This window comes from Pedobacter nyackensis, assembly GCF_032678475.1.
Classification (GTDB): domain Bacteria; phylum Bacteroidota; class Bacteroidia; order Sphingobacteriales; family Sphingobacteriaceae; genus Pedobacter; species Pedobacter nyackensis_A.
In genome coordinates this window covers 19,612-38,086 of sequence record NZ_JAVTSF010000008.1, presented here as the reverse complement: position 1 = coordinate 38,086, position 18,475 = coordinate 19,612, and the positions used below count along the sequence as shown (strand labels likewise).

Below are 18,475 nucleotides of genomic sequence, written 5' to 3'. Positions count from 1 at the left end.
CCTGAAATAAATTCAGGATGACGGGCAATAGCATACCTTGTTTTTAAAGCGGAAGATGCTTGGCAAATTCTTGTATTTCTGGTTTGATGCTCTGTAAATAATCGATATCATCAAAGCCGTTCAGCATATTGTCTTTTTTGTAAGCACTGATTTCAAAAGTTTCTTTTTCGCCAGTAGCCAAAATTGTAATGGTCTGCTCAGGCAGGTTTACTTCCAGTTCTGTATTTGGGTCAGCAAAAATTGCTGCAAAGATTTTTTCAGAAAATTCAGGACTAACCTGTACTGGTAGTACACCAATATTCAAGCAGTTGTTTCTGAAAATATCAGCAAAGAAGCTGGAAACAACACATCTGAACCCATAATCATAAACAGCCCATGCGGCATGCTCTCTTGATGAACCTGAACCAAAGTTTTTACCGCCAACCAGTATTTTACCACTATAAATCGGGTTGTTCAATACGAAGTCAGGTTTTGGCGTATTGTCGCCATTGTATCTCCAGTCACGGAAAAGGTTGTCGCCAAATCCTACACGTTCTGTAGCTTTCAAAAAGCGGGCAGGGATCAATTGGTCGGTATCTACATTTTCAATAGGAAGCGGAACCGCGGTGCTTCTTAAGGTATTAAATTTATCGTAAGCCATTTTAATTCTCTAATAATTTGTGTTAAACGGTTTCTTCAACGTTCTAAACGCGCTCTAAACGCTTTCAGCCTCAACGTTCTCAATTAACGTTCTTGGATCAGTAACTACACCAGTAACAGCAGCAGCAGCAGCAACAAGCGGACTAGCCAGCATGGTTCTTGAACCAGGGCCTTGTCGGCCTTCGAAGTTTCTGTTCGAAGTACTTACCGCATATTTACCAGCAGGAATCTTGTCATCATTCATCGCTAAACAAGCAGAACAACCTGGCTGACGAAGGGTAAAACCTGCTTCAGTTAAGATATCCAGTAAACCTTCTTCTTTAATCTGCGACTCTACAATATGAGAACCAGGAACCAACCAAACCGTAACGTCGTCAGCTTTATGTTTACCCTTTACAATAGAAGTAAAGGCCCTGAAATCTTCAATACGACCGTTGGTACAGCTACCCACAAATACGAAATCTACTTTCTTACCAATCATATGGTCGCCTTCAGAGAAGCCCATATAATTCAGCGATTTTGCATAAGTTTCAGCACCACCTTCAGCATTTGCAGCATCAGGAATATCCTGAGAAATACCCATACCCATTCCAGGGTTAGTACCGTAGGTAATCATCGGCTCAATTGAAGAACCATCGAAAGTTAATTCTTTATCAAAAACGGCATCAGCATCAGTTTTTAACGTTTTATAGTAAGCCAATGCTTTATCCCATGCTTCGCCTTTAGGACTAAATTCACGATCTTTTACATAATTGATGGTTGTTTCATCCGGAGCAATCATACCACCACGGGCACCCATTTCAATACTTAAATTACAAACCGTCATACGGCCTTCCATAGTCATGTTTTCAAAAACATCACCAGCATACTCTACAAAGTATCCGGTAGCACCAGAAGTACTTAACTTAGAGATGATGAACAGGGCAACGTCTTTCGGCGTAACACCCAAACCTAATTTGCCATTCACATTGATACGCATTTTCTTAGGCTTCGGCTGCATGATACACTGTGTAGACAGTACCATTTCTACCTCTGATGTACCGATACCAAAAGCGATAGCACCAAAAGCACCGTGGGTAGAAGTATGCGAGTCACCGCAAACAATAGTAGCACCTGGTTGGGTAATACCATATTCAGGGCCCACAACGTGTACAATACCATTTTTCTGGTGACCTAAGCCCCAGTGACTGATGCCGTACTCATTAGAGTTTGATTCCAATGCTTTTAATTGGTTTGCAGAAAGTGGATCTGCAACAGGTAAATGCTGGTTAATTGTTGGTGTATTGTGATCCGCTGTAGCAAAAGTACGCTCAGGATACAATACGCTTATTCCTCTGCTTTTTAAACCTAAAAAGGCAACAGGGCTGGTTACTTCGTGAATAAGATGGCGATCAATAAAAAGCACATCAGGGCCACCTTCTATCTTACGTACTACGTGAGTGTCCCACACCTTATCAAATAATGTCTTGCTCATTTTTTTAATTTTAGTATAAATTCAATGTTGTAAAAGATGGGTTATTATGCCAATTGTTGTTTGCCCATCATCAACAAAAGATCCTGGTCATTAATATCTAATTTTTGATCGGCTACCGTTAAGAAGCGGTGATAAGCCTCGCCTAATTCCTCTTTAGTTAAGCTAAAGCCTAGACGTTCAAGGTGGAATTTAAGCGCATGTCTGCCACTACGTGCGGTAAGCACAATACTTGCATCAGGAAAACCAACGTCTTCCGGACGTATAATTTCATAGTTCTCACGGTTTTTTAAGAAACCATCCTGGTGAATACCAGAGCTATGTGCAAAGGCATTGCTACCTACAATTGCTTTGTTAGGTTGTACCGGCATACGCATTTGTGAACTCACCATACGACTCAACTCATAGAAGTTTTTCGTATTGATATTGGTATGTAAACCCAATGCCTGGTGTGTTTTCAAGATCATAACCACCTCTTCAATAGATGTATTTCCTGCACGTTCGCCAATACCGTTAATGGTACCCTCAATCTGGCGTGCACCGTTTTGCAAACCGGCAATTGAGTTTGCTGTCGCTAAACCAAGGTCATTGTGACAATGAACCGAGATGATCGCCTGGTCAATATTTTTTACGTTTTCTTTCAAAAACTTGATTTTGCTGCCATATTGATCTGGTAAGCAATAGCCATTGGTATCTGGGATGTTCACCACTGTAGCACCGGCAGCAATAACTGCTTCCACCATTTGCGCCAGGAAACGAACATCAGCACGGCCAGCATCTTCAGCGTAGAATTCAATATCCTCTACAGATTTCTTGGCATATTTAACTGCTTCAACGGCACGCTCCAGAATTTCTTCCCGGGTGCTGTTAAATTTATGCTTAATGTGCATGTCAGACGAACCGATGCCTGTATGGATACGCGGACGTTTAGCAAACTGTAGCGCGGCAACAGCAGAATCAATATCGCCCTTGTTTGCGCGTGTTAAAGCACAAATAATCGGCTCAGATACTGCTTTAGAAAGCTCAACCACACTTTGGAAATCGCCAGGGCTCGAAATAGGGAAGCCCGCTTCAATGATATCCACGCCAAGTGCTTCCAGCTCCTTTGCAATTTCTATTTTCTCCGGAGTTGTCAATTGGCAACCCGGCACTTGCTCACCATCACGTAAGGTGGTGTCAAATACATAAACTCTATTCGGATCGTGTAACATAATTTTCTTTTTTTAGTTAGTATAGATAAGTGACTCTATGGATTTTACTTCTCCGTTTTCTAGTAATATTCTTTTCTCAATACAGCCTGGTATCTGTGCTTCAAAATGACCAACATAAATCAATGTGGTGCCATTTTTGCACAACTCATCAACAAGGTTATTGAAGTGTGTTGTCTGTTGCTGATCTAAACCCTGACAAGGTTCATCCAGTATCAATATTTCCGGGTTCTTTACAATCGTTCTGGCCAGCAAAGCCAGTCGCTGTTTACCCAAAGGAAGTTCATTCATCAGGGTGTCTTTATATTCATCTAAACCGAAATAACTGATCAACTCGTCAGTTTGTGCTTTTTTTGAATATCCCGGATCACAGAACAGACCAGAGCTGTCGTAAAATCCTGATACAATACTTTGCCATACCGTTGATGAAGGATCAAAATACCAGTGTAACTCAGGAGATATTAAACCAATCCTTTCTTTGATCTCCCAGATACTTTCACCACTTCCACGTTTGTTTCCAAACAGGTGGAAATTGTTGGCGTAGGCCTGAGGATGATCACCACAGATTAAGCTTAATAAAGTTGATTTACCTGAACCATTATGACCATGTAATACCCACTTTTCTCCGGATTTAACCTCCCAGTTGATGTTTTTCAGCACCTTCTTTTCTCCATAGCTGATGTTTACATCAATCATTTTGATGATTTCTGCTGAAGAAGAAGGGGCTATAGCTTCAGTTAAGAAAGAAGGAACAGGTAAATTGTTTGCTTCAATCTCATTCCAGCTGCGTTCTTCTTCCGAAATTTCAACCAGCTGGCCTGCTTTAATCATCGCAATGCGATCAATGCAAACCGGCAATTCTGTTTCGTTGCTGATTAAGATCAACTGTGTGCCTGCTTCGGTGATTTCTTCCAGTAAGGTATTTAGATTCTGACGGGAATTTACATCCAGTCCGTTGTAGGGAAGATCTAAAATCAACAATTGTGGTTTTAGCCAAATGGCTTTAACCAATTGTAATTTTTTGTGTTCTCCACTGGATAACTGGATAAGTGTCGCGTCTTTTAATTCAGAAAACCCTAAAGCTGCTAAAACCGGTTCTACCTCATTAAAAAGTAAACCATGTTTTTTACCAAAGCTTTCCAGCTCAGCTTTAACACTGGCCGTGGTTTCTGTAGATTGTTTATTGTAACGTTGTTGGTAATAGAAATTAGATTGGCCTTCCAGATCTTTGAACTGGAACCAGTTGGCTACGTAATAAACCACAGCAGGTAAACTGCTTTGTGGGTCAAAACCAATCTCAATATTACCGTAACTGTGTGCCTGACCAGCAATGGCCCTGGCTAATGAAGTTTTACCACTTCCGCTTTCGCCGCATAATAACCAATTCTCATAGCGATTTATAGTCCAGTTCAAATCCTGCAATACAGGCTTGTGCTGGTACTTCAAAGTGAGATTGGTGATTTTGACGACGGGTTGTGACATATTTTATATTTTTTATAAGTTGCTGTATCAACTGAGGCTGATACAGCAACATTAGAGTACTGTTATGCGGTTTTAATAGATTTCATTGCAGTCATTGCTTTTCTCAGTTTAGTACCAATTACTTCAACTTCGTGTGTACGCAGTGCTTCGTTTATAGCAATCAGTGTTCTGTTATCTACACCACCATCTTTACCTTCATTAAAGTTTTTACCAACCAGGTCAGTATCCACCTTAGTCATAAAATCAGCCAATAAAGGTTTGCAAGCCTGGTCAAATAAATAACAACCGTATTCAGCAGTATCAGAAATTACACGGTTCATTTCAAATAATTTCTTACGTGCAATGGTGTTTGCGATAAGTGGAGTTTCGTGTAACGACTCATAGTAAGCAGACTCTGGTTTGATACCAGCCTGAACCATTGTTTCGAAAGCCAATTCAACACCAGCTCTAACAAAAGCAACCATCAAAGTATAGTTGTCAAAATATTCCTGCTCTGCAATTTTAACATCACCGGCAGGTGTTTTTTCGAAAGCAGTTTCACCTGTTTCTGCACGCCAAGCCAATAGGTTTTTATCACCAGCAGCCCAGTCAGCCATCATAGTGCTGCTAAATTCGCCGCTCATGATGTCATCCTGGTGTTTCTGGAACAACGGGCGCATGATGTTTTTCAATTCTTCTGAAATTTCAAAAGCTTTAATTTTTGCAGGATTGCTCAATCTGTCCATCATGCCGGTAACACCACCATGTTTAAGGGCTTCAGTAATTACCTCTACACCATATTGAACCAATTTAGAAGCATAACCAGCATCAATACCTTTTTCAACCATTTTGTCGAAAGAAAGGATAGATCCAGTTTGTAACAAACCACATAAAATAGTTTGCTCACCCATTAAATCAGATTTTACTTCAGCAACGAAAGAAGATCTTAAAACACCAGCTCTGTGGCCACCTGTTCCAACGCAGTAAGCTTTAGCCTGTGCTAAACCTTTTCCTTGCGGATCATTCTCAGGGTGAACAGCAATTAAGGTAGGTACACCAAAACCTCTTACATATTCAGCTCTTACTTCACTACCTGGACATTTAGGTGCAACCATGATTACAGTAATGTCCTTACGGATCTGCATACCTTCTTCTACAATGTTGAAACCGTGTGAGTATAGCAAAGTAGCACCTTCTTTCATCAAAGGCATAATTGCAGTTACTACTGCAGTATGTTGTTTATCAGGAGTAAGGTTGATCACTACATCAGCTGTAGGAATCAATTCCTCGTAAGTGCCTACAGTAAAGTTGTTTTCTGTAGCATTTTTCCATGAATCTCTTTTGCCTTCAATAGCTTCCTTACGCAAAGTATAAGAAACATCTAAACCACTATCTCTTAAATTTAAACCCTGGTTTAAGCCTTGTGCACCACAGCCTACAATTACCAGTTTTTTCCCTTTCAAAACATTTACGCCATCCAGAAATTCAGCGCTGTCCATGAAGTCGCAAACGCCCAATTGGTTTAGTTGTTCTCTAAGAGGTAATGTGTTAAAGTAATTTGACATCTTTTTTATTGTTTTAGATTTTTTAAGGTTCGTTTAATATTTACTTGTTATTGATCACTTTTTTAATAGCTGTAGCGATTCCATAATGAAAGGCATCATGTACCACAAAGAACTGTACTGCGTCGTCGCTACTTTTTACCTCTACACCGTAATCGGTCATGAAATTATTATAGCTCGTAAACTTATTGTTTTGCAGGTCTTCCTCCAGCTGATCGATGCTACTGCGCATCAAATCTTTTAAGGTATTTATTTCCTCCGCATCGATAAACTTTTCAGGTCGGGTTCCTTTTCTGTACGGCAGCATATACTGCTTTTCTACTACAGGTGCTACACCTGCCAGCAGGTAGCATAAGCCTTGCTGACTCGCAACGATGTGTCCGAAGTTCCAGATGATGTTGTTGTTAAAACCTGCCGGAATTTCGTTCAACTCTTCAACAGTTGATGTTTCGATCAGCCTGATGAAGTGCTCGCGCGTTTGTTTAGTAACATTTAAAAGGAATTCCATCTCTACTCAGTTTTACATGCTAAATACATTCTTTTCTTTATCCAGGAACTCGTTTTCAATAACGTCCTGTCCCGGTTCTCTGCGCTCAAACTCTCTTAGTTTAGCATTAAAGCCTTCGCTGTCTTTGATGATGGCAACTCTTGCACTTCTGACAAATTCAATCAGTCCGTATGGCTGCAATACTTCAATAAGCTTATCGGTTTCTTCTCTGTGTCCGGTTGCTTCAAAAACAGTGTAATCTTTACGGATCACTACTGCACGGGCACCATACTCGCGAAGTAAACGCTCTACAGGAGCGCGTTCTGCAACGATATCCGTAGGTACTTTGTACAGTGCAAGTTCCTGCCAGATGATGTCTTCGTTGGTATTGTAGTATACTTTTAATACTTCAACCTGTTTTTCAATCTGGCGACAAAGTTTGCGTACCACTTCTTCTGTTTCGTGGATCACGATATTGAAGCGGTGGATGTGTTCTATCTCAGAAGGAGAGGTGTTTAAGCTCTCTATATTTATTTTTCTTCTGGAAAATATGATGGCTATACGATTCAATATACCGATCTGATTCTCGGTGTAGGCAGTAATCGTAAATTCCTGTCTTGCGTTTGATTCTATATCCTGGGTATTACTCATGATCTTTAATTATTTAAGTCTGATTTCACTAACACTACTACCTTGGGGAACCATCGGGAACACATTGTGCTCCTGTGCCACCATTACCTCTAAAAGATAAGATCCTTTGTGGTTCAGCATTTCTTCCAGAGCTCCTACGAGGTCTTCGCGTTCAGATACTTTTTTACCAGCTATGGAGTAAGAGTCGGCAAGTTTTACAAAATCAGGACTGGCAATGTCAACAAAAGAGTAACGCTTGTCGTGGAACAATTGCTGCCACTGACGAACCATGCCCAGGAACCGGTTGTTCAGGATCATGATTTTAACGTCAATACCGGTTTGCATAATGGTACCCAGTTCCTGTAAGGTCATCTGGAAACCACCATCACCAATTACCGCAACAACAGTACGATCTGGCGCTCCAAATTTCGCGCCTATGGCCGCTGGTAAACCAAATCCCATAGTTCCTAATCCGCCACTGGTAATGTTGCTTCTAGTGTGGTTAAATTTAGCGTAACGACAAGCTATCATCTGGTGCTGACCAACGTCAGTAACAATTACAGCATCGCCTTTAGTCAATTCGTTTAACTGGTTAATTACTTCACCCATAGTTAGCTCACCAGTACCTGGATGTAGCTCATTTTGAATGACAGTTTCCTGCTCAGTTTTATCATAAGCCCTGAACTCAGCTAACCATTCTGTATGTTGTTTTTCTTCAACCAATGCCGTTAACATCGGTAAAGTTTCTTTACAGTCGCCCCAAACCGGTACGTCTGCTTTTACGTTTTTGTCGATTTCCGCAGGATCAATATCCAGGTGGATTACCTTAGCTTGTTTCGCGTATTTATCTAAACGGCCTGTTACACGATCGTCAAAACGCATACCGATCGCAATCATTACATCGCAGGCATTGGTTTGTACGTTCGGACCGTAGTTTCCATGCATACCCAACATTCCAACATTTAACGGGTGATCTGTTGAAATTGCTCCGGCACCTAAGATGGTCCATGCAGCAGGAATACCTGTTTTCTCTACAAAAGCTTTAAACTCCTGTTCCGCATTGCCTAATGAAACCCCCTGACCAAATAATATAAAGGGTTTTTTTGCTGAATTGATCAGCTCTGCAGCCTGCTGGATATATTCTTTTCTGATTAGTGGTTTCGGACGGTAGCTGCGGATATGATCGCAAGGGGTATAGCCTTCATAATCGAACATTTGCAACTGAGCATTTTTAGTGATGTCGATCAATACCGGACCAGGTCGGCCACTACGCGCAATGTAAAATGCCTTGGCCAATACGCTCGGAATCTCAGTTGCATCGGTAATCTGGTAATTCCATTTGGTTACCGGTGTAGTGATGTTAATCACATCTGTTTCCTGGAAAGCGTCAGTTCCCAAAAGGTGTGCATAAACCTGTCCGGTAATACATACCATAGGGGTACTGTCAATCTGCGCATCAGCAAGACCTGTAACCAGGTTGGTTGCACCCGGACCGCTGGTACCGAATACTACGCCAACTTTTCCTGATGTACGGGCATAACCCTGACCAGCGTGTGTACCACCTTGCTCATGGCGTACAAGAATATGTTTTAATTTATCTTTATAATCATATAATGCATCATAAATTGGCATGATTGCGCCACCAGGATACCCAAAAATGGTATCTGTACCTTCGGCAATTAATCCTTCCAATAAAGCTACCGAACCAGAAACGTTGATCGTCTTCTTTGGTTCTGTTAAGGTGGTTGCTTCCTCTTGTGCTGTATCCATTGTATTATATTTTAGGTAATGAGGTTTTTAAATTTGTTTAATCCGTATAGGCGTCAGTAACGCAGCCATTACTGGCATCACTTACTTGTTTAATGTATTTGTAGAGTACTCCTTTGGTGACGGGTGGAGGTAACTGTGTCCAGACCGCCCGGCGTGTAGCCAGTTGCTCATCAGTCAGGTGAACATCTATAGCATTATTTACTGCATCAATGGTAATGATGTCATCATCATGAACCAATGCAATGTTTCCACCGTCCCATGCTTCAGGAGTAATGTGTCCTACTACAAAGCCGTGAGTTCCACCAGAGAAACGACCATCTGTAATCAAGGCTACCGATTTACCTAAACCAGCACCGATAATCAATGAAGTCGGTTTCAGCATTTCAGGCATGCCTGGTGCACCTTTAGGACCAACTTGTCTGATTACCACAACGTCGCCGCTTTTCACTCGTCCACTTTGGATACCAGCCATAAGAGATTTCTCTCCGTCAAACACACGTGCAGGGCCTGTAAATTTCTCACCTTCTTTACCACTGATCTTAGCCACAGAACCTTTAGTTGCAAGGTTACCATAAAGCATTTGCAGGTGACCGGTTTCTTTGATCGGGTTTTCTATTGGGAAGATGATCTTCTGTGTATCAAAATCCAGATCAATAGCGTCAGCAACATTTTCAGCTAAAGTTTTACCAGTAACAGTTATGCAGTCGCCATGGATCAATCCAACTTTTAGCAAGTATTTTAATACCGCAGGTACGCCACCAATCTCATGCAGATCTTCCATTAAATAAGTTCCGCTTGGTTTTAAGTCGCCCAATACCGGAGTACTGTCACTAATTTTCTGGAAATCTTCCAGTTTCAGGTTCAGCCCAACAGATTTGGCCATTGCAATTAAGTGCAATACCGCATTTGTAGAACCGCCTAATACCATTACTGTTACAATTGCATTGTGGAATGCTTTGTCAGTCATGATATCTGAAGGAAGGATATTTTTTTCTAAAAGGATACGGATATACTTTCCGGCCTCAATACATTCATTCTTTTTTTCGTCACTCACAGCAGGGTGAGAGGAGCTATAAGGCAAACTCATTCCTAAAGCCTCAATTGCGGAAGCCATGGTATTTGCGGTATACATACCACCACAAGCGCCAGCACCCGGGCAAGCATTTTTGATTACGCCCTGAAAGTCTTCTTCTTCTAAGTTACCTGCTAATTTTTGGCCTAAAGCCTCAAATGCAGATACAATATTTAACGAGGCACCTTTATATTTTCCAGAGTGGATACTTCCACCATATACCATAATAGACGGGCGATTTAAACGTCCCATTGCCATGACCGATCCTGGCATGTTTTTATCGCAACCAGGAATAGTGATCAGACCATCATAATATTGTCCGCCACAAATGGTTTCAATAGAATCTGCAATTACATCTCTTGATACCAGCGAGTAACGCATTCCGTCTGTACCGTTAGACATACCATCACTTACACCGATTGTACCAAAAGTTAAACCGACCATATCATTATCCCAGACACCTTTTTTTACAATTTGAGCTAAATCGTTTAGGTGCATATTACAAGTGTTTCCATCGTAACCCATGCTGGCAATACCAACCTGAGCTTTATCCATATCGGCTTTGGTTAATCCAATTCCGTATAACATCGCTTGTGCAGCAGGTTGTGTTGGATCTTGTGTAAATGTTTTACTGTATCGGTTAATTTCTGGTGATTGTGACATATTGTAGTTTTGGTGTATTAGGCTTTATGTGTTTTGTTTAATTTTTACTTTTTATTCTTTAATCTTTGCTCCTTAATCCTTGTTCTTGAACCCTTGCGCTTAAATAATTACTTCGTAGTTCTGTTTTTCCAGGACCAGGGATTTATACGTCCGTTGTATGGTAGCACCAATGGTATCAATCCACCTGATCGGAAATTTATATTCATCTATCGAAGCTATTCCTGCAATTTCTGAGGCTGTACCGCAGAAAAATGCACTATCGGCGTGTTTTAAATCAGTTACCGTCAAGTGTTTTTCGATCACTTCAATTTCCAGGATCCGGGCGAGCTCCATCACTGTAGCACGGGTTATACCTGGTAAAATATTTCCCAGCGGAGGGGTAAAAAGCTTACCATTCTTTTCTATGAATATGTTAGCCCCCGGAGCTTCAGCAATATTCTGGTTCATATCCAGTAACAAGGCTTCATCAAACCCTTTATTTTTAGCTTCAGTTGTAGCTAAAATAGAATTTACATAGTTGCCGCTTATTTTGGCTTCTATTGGTGTTGACTTAGGGTTAGGCCTTTCATAGCTGGAGATGCAAACTTTTAATTGTTCATGACCAAGGTAGGCGCCCCATTCCCAGGCACAGATCATAATAGATGGTTTGGTTCCACCAATCAGCGACATGTTTGGTGCACAATAAACTAAAGGACGTACGTATGCGTCTTTAAGATTGTTGATTTCCAATAATTTGTAAGTCTGTTTAATCAGGTCTGCAATCTTCCATGGAAAGGGAATATGTGCAAGTTCAGCAGAACGTTTTAAACGTTCATAATGTTCTCTGACTTTAAAAACCCTGGTTCCGTTATGGGTATTGTATGCTCTTATTCCTTCAAATACAGCATAGCCATAATGTAGTGACTGCCCGTAAACATCGGCGGTCGTGTCAGTTGCTTTTTGAAACTGGCCGTTTAAGTAAAGCACTGTATTTGAGTTATAATATTGCATTTAGTTATAGGTATTAGGTTGTCTCGTTTTTATTTCATTAAAAAAGCGCCACTTTTAGGGGGCGCTTACATATTTTTTTTATTAAATATTCATTTACAGCGCCTTGTCCTTCTGAAGAATCAGAAGAATAATTAGGTTAATAATGACATTATATAATGCTGTAATTGAAAGGTTCATTCTCTTGTTTATTTGTTATTGCTTTATAAATCCAATTTAGTCGTTGTCGTTTAAACTATCAATAGCTGTACGAAAATAATTGAAAAAAAAATATAATTCTATTTATTTTTATTTATTTAATATTTTATTTTGTGTTTTTGTGCTTTTTGGTATGTTAATTGGTGACTGTTATACCAAATATGATTTCGGTATTCGGTATTGTTGTTATGCCAGCATTGTAATTTTTGTAGATTTCTTCCTAAAACTGCCTGAGCCGTGAAAAAAGTTGATTAAAATCATATTTTTTGCTAGTCATTACATTTGTATTTTAGTACAAGGGAGTAGGTATACGTTTCGTCAGAATGACGAGTCGTAAAAGCAAAAATATGGGCTACAAAAAAAGCCCTTTGAAATTTCAAAGGGCTTATCAATATTGTACGATTAAATATTAAGCAACCCCTTCGGCCAAAACAATAATTTTGTTTTTTAAGACCTCAACGACACCGCCTTTAATAATAAAGGTTTCAGTAGCAGTTTTGCTTTTAATAATCACGGGACCATCTTCCAAAGTAGAAATAATAGGAGCATGGTCTTTCAAAATTTGGAAAGAGCCCATTGTTCCCGGTACAGTAACTGCAGTTACTTCGCCTTCAAAAACTTTCTTGTCTGGTGTTAAAATCTCTAATGTCATTCTTTTAGTAGTTAGTATTTAGTAGCTAGCAGTTAGACTATTTCTACTTAATAAATTAATGAATTAGTACTTAGGCCAGAGGTATTCTCTATATACTAAGTACTAACTACTATATACTAGTTTGCTTCAGCTAATAATTTTTTACCTTTTTCAATAGCTTCTTCGATGCTACCAACAAGGTTAAATGCAGCTTCAGGATATTCATCAACTTCACCATCCATGATCATGTTAAATCCTTTGATGGTATCCTTAATGTCAACCAATACACCTTTTAATCCGGTGAATTGCTCAGCAACATGGAACGGCTGAGATAAGAAACGTTGAACACGACGAGCGCGTGATACAACTAATTTATCTTCCTCAGACAATTCGTCCATACCTAAGATGGCGATGATATCTTGTAATTCTTTATAACGTTGTAAAGTTTCTTTTACGCGTTGAGCAGTATTGTAGTGTTCGTCACCCAGAACAGCTGGAGAAAGGATACGAGAAGTAGAATCCAAAGGATCCACAGCAGGGTAGATACCTAACTCAGCAATTTTACGAGACAATACAGTAGTTGCATCTAAGTGGGCGAAAGTTGTAGCCGGAGCAGGGTCAGTTAAATCATCCGCAGGAACATATACAGCTTGTACAGATGTAATTGAACCACGTTTAGTTGAAGTAATACGCTCTTGCATTAAACCCATCTCAGTAGCCAATGTTGGCTGGTAACCTACTGCTGAAGGCATACGACCTAATAGTGCCGATACCTCAGAACCTGCCTGAGTGAAACGGAAGATGTTGTCAACGAAGAAAAGGATATCTTTTCCAGCGCCTTCGCCATCACCATCACGGAAATATTCAGCAACAGTTAATCCTGATAAAGCAACACGTGCACGTGCACCAGGAGGCTCGTTCATTTGACCGAACACCAATGTAGCTTTAGATTCTTTTAATTTCTCAGTATCAACGGTATTTAAATCCCATCCACCTTTTTCCATTGAATGAAGGAAGTCATCACCATAGTTGATTACGCCAGATTCGATAAACTCACGTAAAAGGTCATTTCCTTCACGAGTACGCTCACCTACACCAGCGAATACAGATAAACCAGCATATGCTTTTGCAATGTTGTTTACCAATTCCATGATCAATACTGTTTTACCAACACCCGCACCACCGAACAATCCGATTTTACCACCTTTAGCGTAAGGCTCTAATAAGTCAATTACTTTAATACCTGTAAAAAGTACTTCAGTTTCAGTTGACAAATCTTCGAATTTAGGGGGAGCATTGTGAATTGGACGACCATCAGTTTTATCAACTGTGTTGATTCCATCAATAGCTTCACCAACAACATTGAATAAGCGACCTTTAATCTGATCACCAATCGGCATTTTGATAGGAGAGCCAGTGTCCAATGCTTTCATTCCACGAACCAAACCATCGGTCGAGTCCATTGCAATTGCACGTACGCGGTCTTCACCAAGATGTTGTTGAACTTCTAAAACGACTTTCTGTCCGTTTTCTTTTTCAATCTCTAATGCAGAGAAAATTTGAGGTAAATGAGCATCGTCAGCAAAACTCACGTCAACTACCGGTCCTATAATCTGCGCTATTTTTCCAATGTTAGGCATATATTGTTTTGGGTAAAATTATAAATATCAAATTGTTAAAGGCCCTTTTATAAGCCTACAATTCGGTTTGCAAAGTTAAAATTTTTATACAAGAATTGTATATATAAATAAAAAGTTTTTCAACAGTTTTTAAAATGGTATTTTAGCGGGTATAAAAGTAGTTCACAATACTTCGTTTTAATGGCCGTGAACGCTGCTAATCAAGAAAAAACAGATAGATGAAATCAATACTAGTAACGGGCAGTAATGGCCTTTTAGGGCAGAAAATAACGGAACGTTTATTGGAAACGAAGCAGTTTAATTTAATTGCGACCTCAAAAGGCGACAATCGTTTTCCTGTAAAGCAAGGTTATACTTATGCAGAAATGGATATCCTTGATCCGGAAAATGTAAAAGCCGTTGTGGAAAAGTTTCAGCCAGATGCGATTATTCACACAGCTGCAATGACAAATGTGGATACTTGCGAATCGGAAAAGGAACTGGCTCATCAGTTAAATGTTGAATCTGTTAAAACATTGGTTGCACTTTGTGAAGAGCATAATATTCAATTGGTACATTTATCTACCGATTTTATATTTGATGGTGCCCACGGGCCTTACGATGAGGTCGCAGCTCCTAATCCTTTAAGTTATTATGGCATCACAAAATTGGAAGCCGAAGAGGTGATTAAAAATTCAACATGTCGCTGGGCAATATTGCGTACCATTATTGTTTATGGTATTGTGAGTGATATGAGTAGAAGTAATATCGTTCTTTGGGCAAAGGGTGCACTTGAAAAAGGAAACCCAATTAATGTGGTAAATGATCAGTGGAGAATGCCAACCTTGGCAGAGGATTTGGCTGATTGCTGCTTATTAGCTGTTGAGAAAGATGCGAGAGGTGTTTATAACGCTTCGGGGAAAGATATGATGAGTATCTCCGAGTTGGTGGCCCGCGTAGCTGATTTCTGGCATTTGGATAAATCGCTGATCAACGAAATCAGTGCAGAAACTTTAAATCAAACCGCGAAAAGACCAGTGAGAACAGGTTTTATATTAGACAAAACCATTTCAGAATTGGGTTATAATCCTAGAAGTTTTGAAGAAGGGCTGGCGATAGTTGATCAACAGCTAAAAGGGTAGTCCGGGAAGGGGTTGGTAGGCCTTCGTCATGAGTGCGCCTTCCCAGAATAATTCGAGCGCGGTGAGTCCGCCTTTTTTCCGTAAAAAGGTGGACTCACCGCGGACTCATGGCGCTCTCACTGTGCTCTCATTGCGAAGACTTACCTAAGGCTTCTGGTACAAATACTGTCGTTAATTGTTAAAGTTTTTTTGATGTTCAGTAAACTGTCAATAATTCTTTAAGTTTGAGAAAGAAATTCACGTTAAAAAATATATAGATATGGCACTACAAATTGGCGATAAAGCCCCTGATTTTAAATTGTTCAGTTCTGATTTGAAAGAAGTTTCTCTTTCAGATTATAAAGGTAAAAAATTGGTTGTACATTTTTTTCCAATGGCATTTACTGGTGTATGTACTACTCAGCTATGTACAATGAGAGATAGTTTTGGTTATTATCAGGGCATGAATGCTGAGGTTGTTGGCATTTCTGTTGATTCACCATTTACATTGGCAAAGTTTAAAGAAGAGAATGCTTACCAATTCCCTTTATTATCTGATTTTAATAAAGAAGTTTCGCAGGCTTATGGTTCATTTTATGATGAATTTGTCTTTAATTTAAAAGGTGTAGCTAAAAGAGCAGCTTTTGTAATTGATGAGGAAGGAAAAATTATTCATTCTGAAATTTTAGAGGATGCAGGTAATATGCCTGATTTTGATGTGATTAGAAAATCTGTTGAAGCTTAATCCTGATTTTTATCAGTAATGCTTGAGATTTTTTTCAAAAAAAGTTTGGAAAATCAATTTCAAGCATTACTTTTGCAGTCCGTTAACGAAACGGAAAAAACGCATTTGTAGCTCAATTGGATAGAGCATCTCACTACGGATGAGAAGGTTTGGGGTTCGAATCCCTACAAGTGCACTTCGGAAAGAGGGAATTTCAGCAATGAGATTCCCTCTTTTTTTTATTCATGTATCTGATAATCAGGTGGTTGTAGTTTTTTAGAATTAGCTGATTTTTGAGCTCTAAAATCTTAGTGTTTTCATAAATTTTTAAGTGTTATTTTAATTAATGTACTGATATATAGGTGTTTGATTAATATTTTTAATCAAAATTATAAAAAAAGGGTTCGATATCCGGAAGGGTGAGTTAAAGAGAGTCGAACCAGAGTAATATATCTCTAGTAGAGTAAAATTGTCGATTTAATAAAAAATAGTCGTTAACGGACGATTAGATATTGATTTTAGGAATTTTTATCCCTAGTAAAGTAATTCATTTTTTAGCTATGGATGACCAGCTCTGCAAATCTCTCTAGGAAAAATATAACATTTTGAGCATTCCTAAATTCAATATTTCGGTTATTATTGCTTTCAAACCTTATGATTTCGTCACATTCTTTCAAATAAACAAATTCTTCTACTGAATTTGAATCGGAAATTGGTTGGATTTCATCAGTCGCATCCAAATTTTCATAATCCAGATTGAAAATGAATTTCGCAGCATCAGTGAAAAGGATATGAAAGTTTTTATCATCGCAAATTATCCGCTTGTCAGTTAAGATGTCGATTATTTTTCTTTTGTATGTAGTTTCAAATTGCTGGTAGCTTAAAGAGATATTTGAGAATTTGTGCATAGCCTCAGCTATTATTTTTTCAGCTTTCGAAATCATAAATGCTGCGTTGTTCAAACTAGTTCCTATGGAGTTGATTTTGTATTCACAATCGGTTTTTATTGCTAAATAGTCATCATTGTCTATTTCACCTGATAATAAAAGTTCCTTGGCCTTGTTTAGCCTTTCAAATGTTCTTTCTATACTTTTAAAGATTTGGGATTGTGTATTTGAGGCTTCGCCGAAATGTTTATTATAAACACGTTTTAAGACCACACGAAAAAGAGATAAATAAAATTCTCCAGGAATTAACTGTGTTAACTCTTTTAGAGCCAATTTATCTATAAAATCAGCTCTAATTCGGAATTTGCAACCATTCATACAGTGGTAGTAATGGTAATACGTATTTCTACCCTTCGAGGCACTGCCTGTTAGGTTCTTAAAGCATAACGGGCATGTTAATAGACCTCTTAATGGCAGTTGATTATTAATTGTTGTTCTAAGTTGTGGTTTTGCATTGTTATTTAATACTTTTTGAACTTGCTCAAAAACATCTTCAGATACTAATTTTTCATGCAAGCCATTAACTAAATACCGATTTTCTTGTTCGTATGCTGGAACTACGATTTTACCATAATAAATGGGATTTCGGATCATCAGCCAGAAATTATTTAAGCTACATTTGAATCCGCTCTCTATTGCTTCATTATAAATAAAACGTGTGGAATGATATCCTTTGGCCAATTCGATAAAAATATTCTTGATAAAGGTAGCCTCTGGCTCTTTAGGTATTATACATTTTTTGCCGTCGATTAAGGTGATATTTATATACCCTATCGGTGCATGACACATATATCGTCCCTCTTGTTTTGCTTTACGCATGCCTTGCCTGACATTCAAACTTCGCCTGTCATTTTCTACTTCTGATGTTGCCAGGTAAATAGCAAGCATTATTTTATTTTCTGGAATAGCCAAATTAAGTGGTTGATCAATGGCTTTGGTTTCAATGTTCATTTTTTTGAGCCTTTCAATCATGGAATATGCATCAGCAGCGTTTCTGCTGAATCGATCCCATCTGGAGAATAAAATAAGGTCAGGTCTGTTAGCTCTTCTTCGACTTAAGCTTAAGAATAATTTTGACCACTCAGGTCTATTAAAGGTCTTTGCTGAATGATCTTCGTATACAATCTGTAGAATTTGAATTTTATTAGCGAAACAGAACTTTTCTAAACGTTCTCTTTGGCTTTGCTGTGAGTATCCTTTTTGTGCCTGCTCATCAGTACTTACACGAATGTATAACGTTGCTGTTTGCATGATAGGGATTAGATAAACGATTGTATCTTTGGTT

The 18,475-nt window shown here is 39.1% G+C and carries 15 protein-coding genes and 1 tRNA gene; 3 read left to right on the top strand and 13 right to left on the bottom strand.

The window, feature by feature from the left end:
- Window positions 1–43 precede the first annotated feature (43 nt).
- From leuD to atpD, 12 genes are all read right to left on the bottom strand, one after another.
- On the bottom strand, window positions 44–640 hold the full coding sequence (leuD, locus tag R2Q84_RS21765; protein WP_316818714.1) for a 3-isopropylmalate dehydratase small subunit: 597 nt from the start codon (window positions 638–640) through the stop codon (window positions 44–46).
- Window positions 641–694: 54 nt separating this feature from the next.
- Complete coding sequence (leuC, locus tag R2Q84_RS21760; RefSeq protein ID WP_316818713.1) at window positions 695–2,113, bottom strand: 3-isopropylmalate dehydratase large subunit; 1,419 nt, start codon at window positions 2,111–2,113, stop codon at window positions 695–697.
- Window positions 2,114–2,157: 44 nt separating this feature from the next.
- Window positions 2,158–3,321, bottom strand: coding sequence for a 2-isopropylmalate synthase (locus tag R2Q84_RS21755; protein ID WP_316818712.1), 1,164 nt, complete (start codon window positions 3,319–3,321; stop codon window positions 2,158–2,160).
- Between the two features lie 12 nt (window positions 3,322–3,333).
- Window positions 3,334–4,800: an ATP-binding cassette domain-containing protein gene (locus R2Q84_RS21750; protein WP_316818711.1), complete on the bottom strand. Its 1,467-nt coding sequence runs from the start codon at window positions 4,798–4,800 to the stop codon at window positions 3,334–3,336.
- Between the two features lie 62 nt (window positions 4,801–4,862).
- Window positions 4,863–6,344, bottom strand: coding sequence for a ketol-acid reductoisomerase (ilvC, locus tag R2Q84_RS21745; protein WP_316818710.1), 1,482 nt, complete (start codon window positions 6,342–6,344; stop codon window positions 4,863–4,865).
- A 40-nt stretch (window positions 6,345–6,384) separates the two neighbouring features.
- Window positions 6,385–6,849 carry a DinB family protein gene (locus R2Q84_RS21740; protein WP_316818709.1) on the bottom strand — a complete coding sequence of 155 codons (465 nt, stop codon included), beginning with the start codon at window positions 6,847–6,849 and terminating at the stop codon, window positions 6,385–6,387.
- A gap of 12 nt (window positions 6,850–6,861) precedes the next feature.
- Window positions 6,862–7,479, bottom strand: a complete 618-nt coding sequence (gene ilvN / locus R2Q84_RS21735) for an acetolactate synthase small subunit (protein ID WP_316818708.1) — start codon at window positions 7,477–7,479, stop codon at window positions 6,862–6,864.
- Between the two features lie 9 nt (window positions 7,480–7,488).
- A complete protein-coding gene (gene ilvB, locus R2Q84_RS21730) occupies window positions 7,489–9,228 on the bottom strand; it encodes a biosynthetic-type acetolactate synthase large subunit (protein WP_316818707.1) in 1,740 nt (579 codons plus the stop codon).
- A 37-nt stretch (window positions 9,229–9,265) separates the two neighbouring features.
- Entirely contained in the window at window positions 9,266–10,963 is a 1,698-nt protein-coding gene (gene ilvD / locus R2Q84_RS21725; RefSeq protein WP_316818706.1) for a dihydroxy-acid dehydratase, read from the bottom strand.
- 99 nt (window positions 10,964–11,062) lie between these two features.
- Window positions 11,063–11,953 (bottom strand): branched-chain amino acid transaminase, encoded by an 891-nt coding sequence (locus R2Q84_RS21720; RefSeq protein ID WP_316818705.1) that lies wholly within the window; start codon window positions 11,951–11,953, stop codon window positions 11,063–11,065.
- 604 nt (window positions 11,954–12,557) lie between these two features.
- Complete coding sequence (gene atpC, locus R2Q84_RS21715) at window positions 12,558–12,800, bottom strand: ATP synthase F1 subunit epsilon (RefSeq protein ID WP_316818704.1); 243 nt, start codon at window positions 12,798–12,800, stop codon at window positions 12,558–12,560.
- A 116-nt stretch (window positions 12,801–12,916) separates the two neighbouring features.
- The gene (atpD, locus tag R2Q84_RS21710; RefSeq protein WP_316818703.1) at window positions 12,917–14,419 is read right to left on the bottom strand and encodes a F0F1 ATP synthase subunit beta; all 1,503 of its coding nucleotides are present in this window, start codon (window positions 14,417–14,419) and stop codon (window positions 12,917–12,919) included.
- Window positions 14,420–14,637: 218 nt separating this feature from the next.
- On the opposite strand from atpD, the gene R2Q84_RS21705 reads away from it, so the two are divergent.
- The 3 genes from R2Q84_RS21705 (at window position 14,638) to R2Q84_RS21695 (ending at window position 16,439) form a co-directional block, all read left to right on the top strand.
- Window positions 14,638–15,540 carry an SDR family oxidoreductase gene (locus R2Q84_RS21705; RefSeq protein WP_316818702.1) on the top strand — a complete coding sequence of 301 codons (903 nt, stop codon included), beginning with the start codon at window positions 14,638–14,640 and terminating at the stop codon, window positions 15,538–15,540.
- A gap of 259 nt (window positions 15,541–15,799) precedes the next feature.
- Complete coding sequence (locus tag R2Q84_RS21700) at window positions 15,800–16,264, top strand: peroxiredoxin (protein ID WP_316818701.1); 465 nt, start codon at window positions 15,800–15,802, stop codon at window positions 16,262–16,264.
- A 101-nt stretch (window positions 16,265–16,365) separates the two neighbouring features.
- Window positions 16,366–16,439, top strand: a tRNA-Arg gene (locus tag R2Q84_RS21695).
- A 358-nt stretch (window positions 16,440–16,797) separates the two neighbouring features.
- Here R2Q84_RS21695 and R2Q84_RS21690 read toward each other — a convergent pair.
- On the bottom strand, window positions 16,798–18,441 hold the full coding sequence (locus R2Q84_RS21690; RefSeq protein WP_316818700.1) for a recombinase family protein: 1,644 nt from the start codon (window positions 18,439–18,441) through the stop codon (window positions 16,798–16,800).
- Window positions 18,442–18,475 lie beyond the last annotated feature (34 nt).